10 protein-coding genes and 4 pseudogenes are annotated in these 16,399 nt (G+C 58.3%); 10 read left to right on the top strand and 4 right to left on the bottom strand.

Annotation, left to right across the window (positions count from 1 at the left end; genetic code table 11):
- Nucleotides 1-467 precede the first annotated feature (467 nt).
- Nucleotides 468-848, top strand: a pseudogene (locus tag MPZ60_RS13510) (hypothetical protein); the annotation flags it as partial.
- A gap of 1,164 nt (nucleotides 849-2,012) precedes the next feature.
- Nucleotides 2,013-3,374 (top strand): RES family NAD+ phosphorylase, encoded by a 1,362-nt coding sequence (locus tag MPZ60_RS13515; protein ID WP_242881656.1) that lies wholly within the window; start codon nucleotides 2,013-2,015, stop codon nucleotides 3,372-3,374.
- Between the two features lie 105 nt (nucleotides 3,375-3,479).
- Here the strand turns inward: MPZ60_RS13515 and MPZ60_RS13520 are convergent, their stop codons facing one another.
- Nucleotides 3,480-6,146, bottom strand: a complete 2,667-nt coding sequence (locus MPZ60_RS13520; RefSeq protein WP_242881654.1) for an AAA family ATPase — start codon at nucleotides 6,144-6,146, stop codon at nucleotides 3,480-3,482.
- 293 nt (nucleotides 6,147-6,439) lie between these two features.
- Entirely contained in the window at nucleotides 6,440-6,655 is a 216-nt protein-coding gene (locus MPZ60_RS13525) for a hypothetical protein (RefSeq protein ID WP_242881652.1), read from the bottom strand.
- A 169-nt stretch (nucleotides 6,656-6,824) separates the two neighbouring features.
- On the opposite strand from MPZ60_RS13525, the gene MPZ60_RS13530 reads away from it, so the two are divergent.
- The 3 genes and pseudogenes from MPZ60_RS13530 (at nucleotide 6,825) to MPZ60_RS13540 (ending at nucleotide 10,090) form a co-directional block, all read left to right on the top strand.
- Nucleotides 6,825-7,652, top strand: a complete 828-nt coding sequence (locus tag MPZ60_RS13530) for a DUF932 domain-containing protein (RefSeq protein ID WP_242881650.1) — start codon at nucleotides 6,825-6,827, stop codon at nucleotides 7,650-7,652.
- An 81-nt stretch (nucleotides 7,653-7,733) separates the two neighbouring features.
- A pseudogene (locus MPZ60_RS13535) lies at nucleotides 7,734-9,818 on the top strand (ParB/RepB/Spo0J family partition protein).
- Nucleotides 9,819-9,880: 62 nt separating this feature from the next.
- On the top strand, nucleotides 9,881-10,090 hold the full coding sequence (locus tag MPZ60_RS13540; RefSeq protein ID WP_242882084.1) for a hypothetical protein: 210 nt from the start codon (nucleotides 9,881-9,883) through the stop codon (nucleotides 10,088-10,090).
- A 151-nt stretch (nucleotides 10,091-10,241) separates the two neighbouring features.
- Here MPZ60_RS13540 and MPZ60_RS13545 read toward each other — a convergent pair whose 3' ends face one another.
- Nucleotides 10,242-11,027: a hypothetical protein gene (locus MPZ60_RS13545; protein WP_242881648.1), complete on the bottom strand. Its 786-nt coding sequence runs from the start codon at nucleotides 11,025-11,027 to the stop codon at nucleotides 10,242-10,244.
- Between the two features lie 1,002 nt (nucleotides 11,028-12,029).
- Here MPZ60_RS13545 and MPZ60_RS13550 point away from each other — a divergent pair.
- The gene (locus MPZ60_RS13550; RefSeq protein ID WP_242881646.1) at nucleotides 12,030-12,344 is read left to right on the top strand and encodes a DUF736 domain-containing protein; all 315 of its coding nucleotides are present in this window, start codon (nucleotides 12,030-12,032) and stop codon (nucleotides 12,342-12,344) included.
- A gap of 118 nt (nucleotides 12,345-12,462) precedes the next feature.
- On the opposite strand, the pseudogene MPZ60_RS13555 reads toward MPZ60_RS13550, so the two are convergent.
- Nucleotides 12,463-12,687, bottom strand: a pseudogene (locus tag MPZ60_RS13555) (helix-turn-helix domain-containing protein); the annotation flags it as partial.
- Nucleotides 12,688-12,757: 70 nt separating this feature from the next.
- On the opposite strand from MPZ60_RS13555, the pseudogene MPZ60_RS13560 reads away from it, so the two are divergent.
- The 4 genes and pseudogenes from MPZ60_RS13560 to MPZ60_RS13575 all read left to right on the top strand — a co-directional run.
- Nucleotides 12,758-12,928 (top strand): annotated as a pseudogene (locus tag MPZ60_RS13560) (IS5/IS1182 family transposase); the annotation flags it as partial.
- A gap of 261 nt (nucleotides 12,929-13,189) precedes the next feature.
- A complete protein-coding gene (locus MPZ60_RS13565; RefSeq protein WP_242881644.1) occupies nucleotides 13,190-14,530 on the top strand; it encodes an acetyl/propionyl/methylcrotonyl-CoA carboxylase subunit alpha in 1,341 nt (446 codons plus the stop codon).
- A gap of 7 nt (nucleotides 14,531-14,537) precedes the next feature.
- The gene (locus MPZ60_RS13570; protein ID WP_242881643.1) at nucleotides 14,538-14,771 is read left to right on the top strand and encodes an acetyl-CoA carboxylase biotin carboxyl carrier protein subunit; all 234 of its coding nucleotides are present in this window, start codon (nucleotides 14,538-14,540) and stop codon (nucleotides 14,769-14,771) included.
- Nucleotides 14,768-16,336, top strand: coding sequence for an acyl-CoA carboxylase subunit beta (locus tag MPZ60_RS13575; RefSeq protein ID WP_242881642.1), 1,569 nt, complete (start codon nucleotides 14,768-14,770; stop codon nucleotides 16,334-16,336). Before MPZ60_RS13570 ends, MPZ60_RS13575 begins: the two co-directional genes overlap by 4 nt.
- Nucleotides 16,337-16,399 lie beyond the last annotated feature (63 nt).

Genomic DNA, 16,399 nt, shown 5'->3' on the forward strand with positions numbered 1-16,399 from the left:
AAAGCAAGCACCAGCTTCCTATGACTTCTCATTCGTAGCAACAAATATTTACAGTAGTTGGATATTAAGCCAAAAAATAGCCCGATGTCCTCATCTGAGGCGCTCGGTTATAGGTAAACCCGCACGCGACCTTCCCGGTGAGCTCGATGAAAGCTTTCCTGTGAATTCGCCGTGCTTTAATGGCGTCCCGCCTGGGAGGCAGTCAAGAAGCGTCTGCAATTTCTAAGCGTCCCAGTCTTTCTCCGTGGGCCTCTTGGGCTAGGGCACCTCATGCCTCGTGCCGAGTTATGGGCGCCCTCTTTGCCCCTGGATAGAAAACGTCATCCTCGGACGGTTGATGTGCAACCGAGCTATTGGCCGATGGCCCTTTGAGTTTGGGACTCCGTGACGTTCAAAGCAGCGTCGCGGAGCGCCCGCACCGGGGGCAGTGCAAACCGTTCCCGTCCGCGGCCAGGGACAAAAGCTCGATGACAAGGCGGAAATACATCTTCACTTTGAAATACCAACCCAGACACGAAGACAGCGATACGAATGCGTTAGTCGAGCGCTTGGGTGATGCCGGTTGCGATGACACTCTGGTCGGTGTCGGCCAGCCTGGGAGGTTGGCCTTGGAGTTCACTCGCGAGGCTGCCGGTGCTGGCTCTACCGTGCGCATTGCGTTTGTTGATGTGCGCCGTGCTGCGCCATCAGCCAGCTTGATCGAGATGACCCAAGATCTCCTTGAGCTAACGGACGTGGCTGAAATCGTTGGCATGTCGCGTCAGAACATGCGCAAGCTGATGTTGGTTAATCCAAAGAGTTTCCCCGTGCCCGTGCATGAGAGTAGCGCTTCGATCTGGCAACGGGCCGGAAGGCAGAGCGCAGAACTGCGGAAACTGAGGAAGTTCCTCATAGGCGACAGAGCCGGGCTTCGAGGCTGCTCTTCGACTCATAAGCGCAGCCCCACCAAGCATGACGAGGTATTCTCCTTGTTGCAATTCATGAGTGTTGATGTCGCAGACGATCGGGCAAACGTGGCTTTTATTGGTTACCAACGAATAGATAACTTGGCAAAAGGCAGGGACATGGCGACGGTAATGGTTTCACCAATCCATTTCGAGGATTTCAGCGGCATACAGTTTGAACGTCTCGTCTTTGCATACCACTTGCGGGCAGGTTGGCATGACCTAGTCTGGCGTGGTCAATCGGGAGCTGACCAAGGCAGGGACATCACGGGGACTGAACCCTTTGATGATAGGCCGCCCCGTATGACCATCATTCAATGCGCGAACCGAGACACCCTGACGTTAGCGAAAGCAAAAGGTGACATGGAAAAGGCGATGAAGGCCGCAGGTGCTGTGCCGGATGCCTTCAAGTTCGTTTCGCGCGGCGCCGTCTCGGACACAATCCGCAGTCGGATTGAGAAAGTCGCAGCCGCCCTTGGTGTGGACAATGTCACTATCTGGTCGGGTGTGGAGTTTGAGGAGAACTTGCGGCTTCGCGCTGAGTATCTGTTGCATCGTTTCATACAGGGGACAGAGTTTCCCGATGCGGAGGCGGACATTCGCAGATTTGTTGATGACTTTCCAGACCTATCTGATACCGACGCACTGCAGTTGATGGCCGCAGTATTCAACCGGTCTGCCTTTCGCACTCCGTTTCGTCTGGAAAGCTCTCTGCCCGCCTTCCAGCAGGCGATCGAAGATACTATCGGCGCACTCAGTACCGGTGTATGGCGGACTCGCAACGGCGATGAAATCAGACGTATCCCGTCGATCCACAACCTCAGGGACAGGGACATCCGAACGACGTTGGAGAAGATCGTCCGCCATGTCGATGATCTCCGTCGTATTTTCGTGACTGGCCTTAAGGAAGGCGAAATAAGGCCTTGTGGCTGTGGAGTTCCCGACTGCCCCACGTTCGAGCTTTCGCAACGCAGTGCAGATCAGCTGGACTCTGTCAGGCGAAAGATTCTGACAATGTTTCGGTCGGTATATGCGCCGTTCAATGTAGAACTTGAATAGGATTTTCGTATGAGCTTTATTTGTGCGAGCTGCGTGGGTGAGCCGTATTTGCGGCGTTTGATTGAAGAGGCGGCAACGTCTGAGAATCCGTGTGAATACTGCGAGGAGAGCCTGCAGTCAGCCGATCTTTGGATGGTGGCCAACCTGTGCGACGAAGTGATTGATACGTTCTTCGAGGAATCCAGCCACACAATGGCAGTAGTGCATTTTGGTCGCACACCCGCCGGTCAAGACTTGCACGAGACAATTTCACAATTGACCCAAGCGCCGCAGGACGCTGTGGAGGTCATCGTCGAATACCTAGGAAACCTCTGGCTTGATGCTGACTCGGGAGAGTATCGATATGGTGATGATGACCCGTGGTTTGTTCGCAGGCCGTCCATGGCAGAGCCGTTAGGAAACGCCTGGAGGGAGATGGAGGAAAGCCTTCATTCTGATGTTCGCTTCTTCAATCCCAAAGCGACTTTACTGCTCGACAAGATTTTCGGCGAGATCGCCGATGATCGCGATAGCGAGGGTCAGCCGGTGATCATACCGGCTGGGCCTGATGCACCGTTAGGAACGCTGTACCGTGGCCGTGTATTCCAGACAGACGAGTCCATGACATCTGCACTTCGCTGGCCAGAGCGATTTTTGGGATCACCCGCTCTAGGGATAGGCGCCGCTGGTCGAATGAACGGGAAAGGTCAGCCTGCCTTCTACGGCGCCACTACTCCTGAGATATGCATCGCCGAAGTGCGCCCTCCGGTCGGCAGCAGGGTTGCGCTTGCAGCCTTTGAAGTGACTCGTCCATTACGGCTTCTGGATCTTCGGCGCTTGGCTAGTGTGGAACTTCGGAACGGAACCAGCTTGTTTGATCCTACGACCCGCGCGGCAGCGCAACGCCGAGACTTTCTCAGGACACTTGGTGACCGCTTGTCAGCACCAGTAGTTCCCGAGCTGCAGGACCGCGACTACCTGATCACTCAGGCGGTCGCAGACTATCTAGCTGCGCATGACACGTTGAACGTTGATGGCATCATTTATCCATCCGCTCAGGGGTGCCGTCCGGGCGAGCGAGTGGTCGGTGAGAATGTGGTTCTATTTCGCAAAGCTTGCGACGTCAATGACGCAGATGGATCTCAAGCGACGGCCGATATCGCGCTGTGGGAGTATGAGGAGGATGGCCCGGGAAAATGGTTTAATCCGTCTATTCTGTTCAAAGAGCGTGAGATTCCATCGCATGCATACCGTTCAGTGCATCCCGCGCTGAGACTGAAGCGTGATTCGTTGGTTATCCATGACGTCACCGCAGTACGCTACAACACCAAGCCGCATTCGGTATCCGGGGTGTCAACGACCGGCATTACGGCTAGCTGCTTAAGCTGCTAACCGTCAGCTAGCGTCAGAAGAAATCTATTGCGTCCCTGTGGACGCTCTCTAATTCGGTTCACCGCTACGCCTAGCCAACACTAGGCGCGCGTGCAGCAAAAAACGCTAGCGTCCGCCTCGCAGATCGAGGCGGTCTAGCTCCTCAAGAGTTTGGACAACGGTCTCCACAAGCTCCCCGTCAAAGTCATCGCGATCTGCCTCCTCATGAGTACCTTTGTTCAGGTAGGTCCAGACAAGATTGTTGTCTGGAATGCCCAAGATGCGGCCATACGCGGTAAGAAGAGGCTCTTTGTTCGCATGGTTGAAGGTTTGAGCAGCTCGCAGCTTTTTGACCAAAGCTTCGCATAGATTTCTCAACCCAGGTTCGGCACCGACCCCGGCCAGCATGAGATTAAGCACACCTTGGTCATGACTTCCAAGCCAGCGCCAAGTCTTTTCGCCCAGCATCTCCAAGGCTTGGCGAGAAGCGGAGAGCGCGTCTCGGTCGTTGAGTGCCTCCCTTGCTGCCCTGGCCTTTGCGATGTAGTTCGCGCTCGGTACGTTACCGGTAACTCTCGGTTGATAGTTGCCATCATGATGTCGGAGCAGGTAGACTTGGCACGCATTTCTGCGCTGGGCAGGCAGGTGTTGTTGAATGTCTTTAATGAACTCGTTGCTGTGACAGGTGACGATCAGTTGGATTTGAGCGAAGTGGTCGCCCTCAAAGATCGCCTCTCGGATTCCGCCTCGATGGTCATGGTCAATAGCATTTATGGCATCGTCGAAAACGATAACCGGGCAGCCAATGCTCTTCGCCTTGGTCATCAAAATGGCAAGGCCGAGACAGCGGATATGTCCTTCGCTCAGAACGTGGAGCGCATCGACGCGAACCCCGGGATTTCCTCGGAAGCTGATCTCGATCTTTTCATCGCCCGTCAAAGGCAGATGCAGCGCTGCTAGCTTGTCCTCCTCGCGATCATTGCGATTGAATGCGTTATAGAGATCTCTGGCGGCGTCATTCAAGCCAGCCATTAGCTGACCAGGGAGTTGATCTCGATAAGATCTAAGTGCTTCGAGAAATCTGTCGTAGGCAGTCTTGTACGGCGTGTCACGGGCGATATCTAGCTTCTCCTGGTCCGCCTGTGCGATCAGCCCGGCATTTGTCTCGTCGAACGCTATGATGCGCTTACGCGCTGCATCGATATCCGCTTGTAATTGTTGCCGCTTTAGATCCTGTGCTTGCACCTTTAGCTGGAATTCGTTGAGTCGCCGACGCTCGTCGATGTGTGGTTGTCGATCCCGCTGAGCCGTCCTTGACGCTTCGTCTTGCGCGGTCATGCGGTCTACCACTGCCAGGATTTCATCCAGCGAAGGCGATCCGCGTGGTTCTGTGGAAGGTAGGGGATAAATATCTGTCCACCAACGACCGCCAGGCTCCGCAGGTAGTTGCAAAGCCCAACGACCGACTACTGACTCCTCTTCTTGATAAGCGGCTATGAATGTGTTGAGTGGCGAGAACATCTGCCGCAACGCGCGAGATGCTTGGCCAAGTTTTACTTCGATAGTCTTCTGTCGTTCTTGGAGGACGCCCAACTCTTCAAGTTGCTGCAAGCCGTCGGTCGCCTTCTTAAAGGGATCTGCAGCAACATGAGTGTTTCCAGCCAGTGGTGTGTCGCAAGCAGGGCAGCGATCTCCGACGGTCTTCTGCAAAGCGAGAACAGAGTTGTACAGCGCCTTGAAGGACACCTGGTCGCTCTTGGTCCGAAGGGAAGCAATAACCTCGTCGAGCTCCTGGGAGCACTGGTGTGCCTCTGCAAAAGCGTCCTGGAGACCTTGTCGTGTGACGCCAAGAACATTAGGAGGGACCGCGCCTAGAATGTCATCAAGCTCTTGAAGACGTCCAGGAGCTTCAGCGGTGCCAATCAAGCCTTTCAGAGCTTGATATGTCAGTTCAACTGCGTACTCCTTGGCTAGAGAGGATTCCTCTTCGTTCAGTGCCTGTAGGGAAGCGGCTTCGCCATCAACGGTTGCTTGGTCTGCCTTCAGCGAGTTCCGGCGCAACGTCAAGGTAGTTTGTCGCTCGGCGACTAGGACAAGCTGCCCGTCGATGCTCTCGTTGAAGTGGCCTACGAATTCATTGAACTGGTCCATGCCAAAGAGTGTGGCGATCAGTTCGGCACGCTGGGCATTGGGTCGGGCAGCGATTCTTGAGAATGCGTCGATTCGGTTCTTTTCTATGAAACAGAAGCGATACGTGTCGAGATTTGCAGAAACGTCTACCTCGCGCCCTTGTTGATCCGTGGCCTTAAGCACTGGAGGATCGAATCGCCGGTCGTGGACATTTGCCAGATACGTCCTGGCCGCAATGCGTTTATTGCCGGCCTCTTCGACATCCCCGAGAAGGGCATACTCCAATCCTTCGCAAAGGCTGGTTTTACCGCTGCCATTGGGGCCGTATAAAAGGATGATCTGCTTAGTTAGGTCGAAAGGCTCAGGTACCCGGAATCCCCGAAATGGGCCAAGCGTCAGGTGACGCAGTCTGACCCATGGCCAGGCGCCGGCGTTTGCTTCAGCGACGTCAGCTGGGGTGGCTTCAACCGTGCCGTCAAGCTCTCTCCGCATCAGGCCCACCAGAAAGGTGGAGCGCTGGCTTCGCTGTCGTGAGGTGCCCGCTAGTTCGTCAAAGTTAGCGAGGGCCAAAGTAGCTAGGCGGCGCACATCGCCGGGAAACTGCCTATCCGGCTGGTAGATCCAGCGCACGAAGCGTTCAAAATCCTGTCTGGCAGATGCCATGTCCCCTCCCTTTGATAAGTGGTATCTGTAGCTAGCGTACCGTAATGGATGCGTACTGTTACGAAAATAGTGACGGTCTCCCTACTTTTTGCCGCCAGGTTGTAGTAGGTCAGCACCGAGCGCGGCGGCTGTGCAAAGCTGGTGAGACAAAACCGTTGGGCTTTGTCTGAAAAGACTGGGCGTCCCCGGCACAGAAACATGGCCGGTCGCGCTGTCGTGCTATGCATCGAGTCGCCTGCGGCGTCTCGCCCCCTTCGGGCATCCATCGTTCCCTCGCTCCGCTCGGCTGACGCCTACGGCCCGGCTTCCAGCTTCGGGCCTGCGCGCTTGCGCTTGCGTGCGGTTTGCACATCGCGGCGGCCGTTGCCATGTCCAGCCGTCTCTCCTGACTCCATCACCTTGTCCGCGAATGTAGCCCGTGGCCGCGTGCCTTCAAGGCGCGCCAGGCCGTGTCCTCGGCTGCGCCTGCGGGCCGCACCTACCTGACGCTTCTCTCCTTGACGGCCCACGTCCGTGGGCTCCTGACCGTCGCGGGCGATGAACTCAGGAAAGACGGTGGCAACAGGGCCAACCGGGTTCCTCGTGCCAACCGCACCGAACAGCCGAAAGGCTAGGCTCCGAATCTAGGAATCCGGTGTGCAGTTTGAACAGCAAACCCTTTTCGTCAGGAGAAAGACCATGCTTGCATCCCGTTTCGCTTCCCACTCCCCGGTGCTGCGCAGCGACTCCCCGCTGTCCGATGATCAGATTCACCGCGTGGCCCCGTCCATCTTTGCGGAAACGCCCCACCAAAGCCGTTCCCAGCGTTACGCCTATATCCCCACAGCCACGGTGCTGACCGAACTGCGCAAGGAAGGGTTTCAGCCCTTCATGGTGACGCAGACCCGCACCCGCCACGAAGACCGGCGCGACTACACCAAGCACATGATCCGGCTGCGCCATGCCAGCCAGATCAACGCCCGAGGCGAAGCCAACGAAATCATCCTGCTGAACTCGCACGATGGCACCAGCAGCTACCAGATGCTGGCCGGAATGTTCCGTTTCGTGTGCAGCAATGGCCTTGTTTGCGGCGACACCGTGGCCGATGTGCGCGTGCCGCATAAGGGTGACGTGGCCGGGCAAGTGATCGAAGGTGCCTATCAGGTGCTGCACGGTTTTGACCGTGCTCTGGAATCCCGCGAATCCATGCAAGCCATCACGCTGGATGAAGGCGAGGCCGAAGTATTCGCCCGCGCTGCGCTGTCGCTCAAGTACGACGACCCGGACAAGCCCGCACCCATCACCGAATCGCAAATCCTGACGCCGCGCCGGTTCGATGACCGCCGCCCGGACTTGTGGAGCGTGTTCAACCGCACCCAAGAGAACATGACCAAAGGCGGTTTGCATGGGCGTAGCGCCAACGGACGCCGCCAGCAGACCCGCCCCGTGCAGGGCATTGACTCCGATATTCGCCTCAATCGTGCCCTGTGGCTGCTGGCCGATGGCATGCGCCAGTTGAAAGCCTGACTCCCCTGCGCGGCAGGGGCAGGCAGCAACCCTTGCCGCGTCATTCGCTGCTGCATTCCATCATCGCAAGGAGTTTTCATCATGAACGCCATCAACCACACCGAAGACCAAGCCATCCACGCCACGGACAGCGTCGCACCTGCCGTGCTGCTGGAAACCGCCGACCCGAGCAAGAATCTGATTCTTGTGCCGCTGTCGCGGCTGGTATCGCGCCCCACGGGTCGCAACGTGCGCAAGACCCCGCGCATGTCGATTCCCGAACTCGCCGCCAGCATCCAGCGTGTCGGCCTGCTGCAAAACCTAATAGTGACCGCGACCGCTGACGGCGAACGTTACGAAGTCGTGGCCGGAGGCCGTCGCCTTGCAGCCCTCAAGCTGCTGGCGAAGAAGCGCCGCATCAGCAAGGAATGGAAGGTGCCTTGCCTGCTGGTGGCCGATGGCACCGCCCGCACGGCCAGCCTGACCGAGAACGTGCAGCGCGAAGCCATGCACCCCGCCGACCAGTTCGAGGCATTTGCCGCGCTGGTGGCCGAAGGCCGCCCCATCGAGGACATTGCCGCAGATTTCAGTGTCACGCCGCTGGTGGTGCAGCGCCGCCTGAAACTCGCCAACGTGTCGCCGCGCCTGCTGGCCGACTACCGGGCCGAGGCCGTGAGCCTTGACCAGTTGATGGCACTTGCCATCACCGACGACCACACCGAGCAGGAAGCCGCGTTCTATGATGCGCCAACATGGCAACGCAGCCCGCACAACCTGCGCGACCGCCTCACGGAGCGCGAGATTGATGCCTACCGGCATCCGCTGGTGCGCTTCGTTGGGCTGGATGCTTACGAGGCCGCAGGCGGTGGCACCCGCCGTGACCTGTTCGCGGAAGCCGATAGCGGCGTGTATCTGACCGATGCCACGCTGCTGGAACGGCTGGCGCAGGATAAGCTGGCCAGTCTTGCCGCCGAGGTGAAAGCCGAAGGCTGGGCATGGGTGGATGCCACCCCCTGCACGACCCATGCCGACCTGCACGCCTTCCAGCGCGCCCCGAGGCAGCGCCGCAGCCCGAACAAGCGTGAAGCCCAACGCATCGAGAAGCTGCAAACCAAGATGCAGGCGCTGGCCGCAGCCGTGGATGCTGCCCTAGACGCCGACGACGAAGAATAGGCCGACACCTTGCAGGAGGAAGGCGAACACCTGGGCGAACAGTTGCAGGCGCTGGAAGATGGCTTGCAGGACTACGGGAAAGCCGTCAAAGCTGCCGCCGGTGCCATCGTCACCATCGATCGCAACGGCGAGGCCGTGATTCATCGCGGCCTGCTGCGCGAGGCCGAGGCCAAGGCGCTGCGCACGTTGGAAAAGCTGCGCCAAGGTTTCAGCGACTCGGACGCAGCGAACGAGGACGGAGACGACGACAGGCAGCCCAAGACCGCCGCCATGTCCGACCGGCTGGCGCAACGCTTGAGCGCCCACCGCACCGCCGCGTTGCAAATCGAAGTCGCACGGCATCCGCAAGCTGCGCTGGCCGCTGTGGTGCATGGCATGGTGCAGACCGTCTTGCAAGAAAGCCGCTACGGCCGCAGTCGTGATTCTCTACCGCTGGGCGTGGGCCTGAAAGTCCAAGATCGGCTGGAAGGCATGGCCCCGGACTGGCCGGAATCGCCTGCCGCCGTGGCGCTGCGCGAACTGCAACAGGTAGCGGGCGAAGCCTTGCCGGAGGACAGCGCCGAACTGTTCGCCGCACTGCTGGCGAAGTCGCAAGACGAGCTGGTGCGACTGCTGGCCGTGTGCGTGGCTTCCACCGTGGACGTGGTGACGCCTCGCGCCACGCCGCGCCAGCCCGGCGCTGAACTGGCGCAGGCCGTGGGCCTCCACATGGCCGCATGGTGGCAGCCGACCGCAGAAGGCTATTTCAAGCACGTTTCCAAGGCCGTGATTCTGGATGCCGTGGGCGCGTTTGCACCGGAATCCATCACCCGGCTGGCGAAGCTCAAGAAGGCCGACATTGCCAGCGAAGCCGAGCGGCTTGCCGATGGCAGGGGCTGGATGCCTGCCATCTTCAAAGCCGAAGGCCCGCAGCAGGCAGTGAAGGAAAGCGCGCAGGAGGCAGGCCCGGAGCAGGACGCCCCAGAGGATGCCGAGGCAATGGCGGATGAACCCGCCGAGGCGCTGGCCGCTTGACTCGTGCAGAAGGCGAGCGCCCCGGCTTCGACCGGGGCGCTTCGCTGGAAGGAGAAACCCCCATGACCCGCATCACCAGCAGCCGCCCGCGCATAGCGGCAAGCTACGCCCCCGGCACGGTACGCGCCCGCCGTTGGCACGGCGATGGCGACGTGCGCGGTTACCGACAGCCCTCGGGCTGGTCGGCCCGCGCTGATCTCACCGACATTCACCCCATCACGGGCCGCGCCTTGCCGCGTGCTGTGTGGTGGCTCATCGAGACGAAGGAATAGCCGCGTTCAGCACCGCGCCCAGGCCGTTCTGTCCTGGGCGCGGTGGACGCAAAATCCGGTCGCGGCAGTGGCCGCGCCCGGTGTTGAAGGCCAACAGCCGAATCAGAACGCCGCCACCCTCGCAGTCGCTCAGGTGGCGGCGTTAGAGGTGTCAGCCCCGGAAGGAGGCTGCCACCAGCCCTGGCAGCGCCTCTAGGTAAGGGTGGCTCGTGAGCTTCGAGCTGGAGACGTCAATCGTGATTACCTCGCCCGTTCCTTCATCGGCAGAGATTCCAACCGCAGGTGTCACCGCAAATACGGTGAAGCACCCAAACAGATCAATGGAAATCACCACACTAACGCTGGGCATAACGGCGCAGGTAATGGCGTGCTCAGCGTGTCTTGCAGAACGAGCAAACCCGGGCGGTAGCGGCTGGAACGCTGCGCCGGCAATCTTGGTGCGAGCCAGAGCCTCATCACTCTCGGCCATCATCGCAGCCCGTAGCTGCTGACCACTTGGCCCTGTGATTGCCTCGTCACCGAAGATTCTCACTGTCGTGAGATAGGCGATTTTGAACAGTTGCCGCCGAATCATGAGCATATCGGCGACTAGCCGCATGTTCAGTTGAGGTTGCCCCTGGCTTGTCTCTGCCCCAAGTTCGACAGCGATGCCCTTCTTTGCGTAGTTCGCCGCGATTTGGTTCGCCATCTGTCTGGCAGCATCACCAAAGCCGCGAACACCGATCACTCGTCCCTGGTTGTCGGTTTCCACTGGCTGATGGAACTTCAGATCCAGACCGTTCTGCGAGAACATAGCTCTCACGTTCTCGCCGCTACCGTGAACAGTTCCATCCACGGCTGCTTTGACGTTGCCAGACCGGGAGACCACTCCCTGAGACATAGCCAGAAAACGCAACATCGGATCGTTGACTGTCGGCTCGTCGATGAGGTCATTCATCCGACTATTTTCAGCGGCTAGCGCGCGAACCGTGAAGCTGGCCGGAGCGCCCAAGGCGACGGGAAGTATGTGCTCATCGTTACTTTCTCCCGATGCGAGCGGCGTCAGAGCATATGGGCAAAGTGTCTGAGTCATCGTTAAAGGTGTTGGAATTGTTGTCCGCTATACGCTAGCACTGATTCAGAAAGCTCTATGGTGCCTGATGCTGGTTGTTTTGGGCGTGTCGACGCAAGCGCCGCCGGGCTTTACGGGCTGCGCCCCGTGCCGACTTCGTTGTCACGGCCATTCGGCTTCAATCCACTCACGCCTTTGCGCCTGCGGCGCTGCGCGCTGGCGCTTGCCTCCAGGGGAAAGCCTTGCGGCTATCCCCGCCGCGCGAGCTTGGCGCCCCTCGATGCCGCCGAACCGGCTGTGCCGGATCGGCCCGCTGGCCAGCGCCACGCACGGTGGACACGACATGGCTGGTGCGCTGAGGCTTGCTGCGGCAGGTTGTGCAAATGCATGCCGTCCTCAACGCTGGTGGTTCTCGCCCATCACGTCAAACAAGACGGTTCACGGACATCCCGCCCAGCATCGCTATGGAGCTTTCACGCCACGCCTCAAGACCGGTGCCGGAAGGTGCGGCAGGAGCTTTCTCGCCTGTCGTCGGGTGGTTAACCTTGCCAACGTCAGTGGGCGAGCCGGGGCAGCCTTCGTGTGGGGATGCCGAGTCGGCCGGATCTCCTTTCGGAGCGGTTCGGCCCAATGCGTCCTTGTCTCGTTGTGAATCCTGGCGGGCACGCGGCTGCGCCTCGGGCTTCATGGCTGCAACCGTCCGGCTAAAACAATTTCCCCTGCTTTGTCACTGCGTTCGGCGCATTCCTCGCGCACCAAATTCTTTTCGTCTCCCGGCTCTCCACTGCGTTGCGACCGCAAGCGATGCAGCCAGCCCGTCCCCCGCCGGCCGGATCACAACAAGGACGCGATGGGCGCGAACCTTGTTTCACCAAAAGGAGTTTCATCATGGCCAACATCGGCACCTTCACCGCAGACAAAGACGGCTTCACCGGCACACTTCGCACCCTGACGCTCAATGTCAAGGTCAAGCTGATTCCCAACGACAAGGGCGACAACGAGAAAGCCCCGGACTTCCGCTTGCAGGCAGCCAGTCACGACATCGGCGCGGCGTGGAAGAAGACCAGCGAAGCCGGGCGGGAGTACATCTCCGTGACCCTCGACGATCCTTCGTTCCCGGCCACGGTCTACGCCCGCCTGATCGAAGGCGAGAACGGCACGCACGACCTGATCTGGTCGCGCAGCAAGCCCCAGGCGGCATAACCGCCTTCCAGTGCCCCGCTCCACAGCGGGGCACTGGGCTGTGAGATATTTCAAGCAGTGCCGCCATGCGAACTCTGGTTCTCTTCGCCGGCATAAGGCATTGAGCCCCAGCGCGCCTTCATCCCACATTCCCAAACGCGCGCCGCCATTCGCTGGGGCTGACTTGGTTTTTGCGCTTGAAATGCTGACGCAGGGACACTGAGTTTTGAAAACTTACCAAGTCAGCAATAGATTCCACAGGCAGCGTCGTGCTCTCCAGCAACTCCCGGGTGCGCTGCAGGCGCTCGTTGATCAGCCAGTCACCCAGCGACATGCTGGTGGCTTTGCTGAAGTGGCAAGTGAAGGTGCGCCTGCTAGGGCAGCACGGCGCTGAATATCATGAAGGGCACGCCAAGTGAAACCAGCTGAAGTGCGGGTATCACCGGTGCAGTCTGATGGAGACCAAGATGTACTGCATCAAGCGATTGGGCAAGCGAGTGATGTCCAGAACGGTCCAGGGACAAGTCAATGAACTGCATGTCCGAGTTGCCATCCTGAGTCGATTCACTGAACTGGGCTGCCCACAGACGGTGCCTGTGGAGTAGCTGCGTCTTGGGTCAGAGGTAATCTGGCCTCGAGCTGATTTACGCAATCAGCGTCACTTTGCAACGGCACTGATTTATGCAACAGCGCCCCTTCCCCCCAGGCGGTTCGACAAAGTACGCTGCTTTGGATTCAAGACCTCGGGTAACACCCAATTAGTAAACCTATTGACCAATTGGGTGTTTATCTACATACTCTTTTCCTATGTTGAATTGCTCTCTTGAAGTGAGCAACGATCGAGAAACAACGCATAGGTGAGACCGATGTTTTTAAAAGTTTTGGTTGCCAACCGTGGAGCTGTCGCAGCCCGGGTGTTGCGGGCACTACGTGCTATGGGGATTCCATCCGTAGCTGTGTATTCAGAGGCTGATCGTGAACTGCCTTACGTGGCGCAGGCCGATGAGAGTTATTGCATAGGCCCCGCCCCAGCACAGCACAGCTATCTAAACCAGGAGCGTCTGCTGCAAGTGCTGGAGGAGTGTGGGGCCGATGCCGTCCACCCAGGCTATGGCTTTTTGTCCGAGAGCGCCGAATTTGCCCAGAAAGTCATTGCCGCCGGTGCCTGCTTCATAGGCCCTGATCCCAAGTGGATAGAGGCCATGGGTCACAAGACCAATGCCCGTGACCTCATGGCCAGCAATGGCTTGAAGATGGGGAACTCCTCGGCCTTGCTGTCTGATGATCCAGTTGCCATCGTTCAAGCCGCAGAGCAACTCGGGTATCCAGTGCTGATTAAACCGGCCTCTGGTGGTGGTGGTATTGGCATGACGCCAGTACATGCCGAGCAGGATTTGCTCGCTGCCGTCGAAAAAGCCCGCAACCTCGCCGGTAAATCCTTCGGCAGCAGTGATGTATATCTAGAGCGCCTGTACGAAAAACCACGTCATATTGAATTTCAGATCTTGGCCGACCGCCATGGCCGAGCTCGGCATTTGTTCGAGCGTGATTGCTCCGTGCAAAGACGTCATCAAAAAGTTCTAGAAGAAGCACCAGCCCCCGGCATGGCACGCGAGGACGTGAACGCTTATGCTGACTCGCTGGCTAACCTGTTCTCTCGTACCGGTTACGACGTCATTGGCACCGTGGAGACCTTGAACGACGGTGATTCCGACTTCAATTTTCTCGAAGTCAACACTAGGCTACAGGTCGAGCATGCTGTCACCGAGGAAGTGACAGGTATCGATATTGTGCAAGCCCAGATCCGTCTCGCCGCTGGTGCCGGCATTGATGAAGTGCTGCCCCCAACCATTGAGTTGCAAGGGCATGCGATAGAAGCACGCATTTATGCCGAAGACCCCGTGCGCTTTCTACCTTCACCAGGACTGCTCAAAAAGCTGGTGTTCCCGGCAGAGGAAATTCGAGTGGAAACTGGCTATGCCGAAGGCTGCACGGTCACCCCTTATTACGATCCCATGCTCGCCAAGCTGATTGCCTGGGCTCCCACTCGCGCACAAGCCATTGCCAAGCTGCAGACCGCATTGCAAAACACCGTGGTGGAAGGCATCAAGACCAATATTCCTTTCATCCAAAAAGTGCTCGGAGACCCGGCTTTTGCCAACGCACAGATCAGCACCCAATTGACGCAACAAATTCTTTCTCAGTAAGAACATCATGAACAGCAAACGTATTGAAGTGAAGTCCGACGTTACCGGTTCGGTCTGGAAAATAGAAACCACCGTAGGTGCACTGGTTGAAGAAGGTGACTCCATCCTGGTGGTCGAATCCATGAAAATGGAAATCCATTTGGCAGCACCTCAGAGCGGACGCGTGGTGGAGTTGCTGATTGCGGAAGGTGCGCCCGTGGCTGACGAACAGGTCATCGCCATACTAGAGGTGCCCGCATGAGCCAGACTCTTGACAACCCCACTGACCAATTGCCCATTGGCGACAAGCACCAGGCCTTGCTGAACGATCTAGCGCAACAACGCAGTACAGCCCGTGCCATGGGCTCCAAAAACAAACTGGCTGCTCTGCACGAACGTGGCGATCTCAATGCTAGACAGCGCATCACCCAGCTATTCGATGAAAATAGCTTTCTGGAGGTAGGTTTACATGCCTACTCAGGCCCGGATGCAGGCAAGGCAGCAGCCGACGGAAAAATCGCCGGCTATGGCCTTATAGAGCAGCGTCCGGTGGCAGCAGTAGTGAATGACTTCACAGTCAAAGGAGCCTCCAGCACCAATATCAACGGCAAGAAAATAGCGCACATGAAGCGCATGGCTGCCGAACGTGGCATGCCTCTGGTGTTTCTGGGCGAATCTTCAGGTGCTCGCATCCCTGACACAATGGGGGCAGAAGGCATGGGCTCCAGCGGTCAGGACCCGACGCAATATCTACGTAAGCGTGAGACTCCATGGGCCTCGGCTGTCCTCGGCCCCTGCTTTGGATCATCCAACTGGTATACCTGCCTCAGCGATTTCAAAGTGATGAAACGCGGTGCACTGCTTTCTGTGACCAGCACGCAGTTGATGGACCAGGCCACGGGTCAGGTCATAGATCCCCAGGAGGCCGGTGGATGGCAATTGCATGCTCAAACCACAGGCTTGATTGATCAGTTCGTCGATACCGATGAGCAAGCCATCACCGCCATTCAGCGTTTTCTGTCCTATCTCCCCAGCCATTGCGACAGCCCTCCTCCCAGGGTTCCAGTGCCACCGGGGTCAGGCGCAGATCTGCACAAGATTTACAGCATCCTGCCCGAATCGCGCACACAGGTCTATGACATACGGCGCATCATCAAATTGATCGTCGATCAAGACAGCTGGTTTGAGCTCAAACCGGACTTTGGTAAAGCCGCCGTGACAGCGCTTGCCAGGATTGACGGGCGTACCGTGGCCATCATCGCCTCCAACCCTATCGCCAAGGGCGGGGCACTGGATGTTGCAGCCTGCCAAAAGATCACGAATTTCATCGTGATGAGTGACTCGTTCAATATCCCCATAGTCAACTTTGTTGATGTACCAGGCTTCGGCATCGGACTAGAAGCCGAGCGACGCGCCATCTCTGCGCGGATCATGAACTACATGTCCGCAATACAAGCTGCTACGGTGCCTAAGTTCAGTGTTTTTCTGCGCAAGGTCTATGGGCAGGCATATCTGAACATGGGCGGTGGACGCAACTCTGACGAAGTCGCGCTGTGGCCCAGTGCTGAGGTCGGTTTCATGGCTCCTGCGGCGGCTGTCACGGTGGTGCATGGCAAGGACTTGAGCCCCAAAGAGTTTGCGGTGAAAGAGCAAGAACTGGCCCGCGCAACCAACCCTTGGCGCATGGCTGGAATCATGGCCGCACAGCATGTGATCGCGCCCACCGAAACCCGTGATTTTCTGCGCCGCTGTCTCGACTTTTACTGCTCGGATTCCCAACGCAGTCTTAGCAAACGGCATTTGGCCAACTGGCCTTGCTATCTGTAACACAGCAGTATTGGGCTGCAAGTCGCCATCTCAAGGTGCCTGACTCAAGGCACCCCCTTTCAC

Origin of the sequence: Comamonas sp. 7D-2 (genome assembly GCF_022749555.1) — a bacterium.
GTDB lineage: Bacteria > Pseudomonadota > Gammaproteobacteria > Burkholderiales > Burkholderiaceae_C > Comamonas > Comamonas thiooxydans.

Bases quoted from the DNA above. Each gene is read 5' to 3' on its own strand.
- MPZ60_RS13515 (WP_242881656.1), top strand. From the start codon at position 2,013: ATGAGCTTTATTTGTGCGAGCTGCGTGGGTGAGCCGTATTTGCGGCGT.
- MPZ60_RS13520 (WP_242881654.1), bottom strand. From the start codon at position 6,146: ATGGCATCTGCCAGACAGGATTTTGAACGCTTCGTGCGCTGGATCTAC.
- MPZ60_RS13530 (WP_242881650.1), top strand. From the start codon at position 6,825: ATGCTTGCATCCCGTTTCGCTTCCCACTCCCCGGTGCTGCGCAGCGAC.
- MPZ60_RS13540 (WP_242882084.1), top strand. From the start codon at position 9,881: ATGACCCGCATCACCAGCAGCCGCCCGCGCATAGCGGCAAGCTACGCC.
- MPZ60_RS13545 (WP_242881648.1), bottom strand. From the start codon at position 11,027: ATGAATGACCTCATCGACGAGCCGACAGTCAACGATCCGATGTTGCGT.
- MPZ60_RS13550 (WP_242881646.1), top strand. From the start codon at position 12,030: ATGGCCAACATCGGCACCTTCACCGCAGACAAAGACGGCTTCACCGGC.
- MPZ60_RS13565 (WP_242881644.1), top strand. From the start codon at position 13,190: ATGTTTTTAAAAGTTTTGGTTGCCAACCGTGGAGCTGTCGCAGCCCGG.
- MPZ60_RS13570 (WP_242881643.1), top strand. From the start codon at position 14,538: ATGAACAGCAAACGTATTGAAGTGAAGTCCGACGTTACCGGTTCGGTC.
- MPZ60_RS13575 (WP_242881642.1), top strand. From the start codon at position 14,768: ATGAGCCAGACTCTTGACAACCCCACTGACCAATTGCCCATTGGCGAC.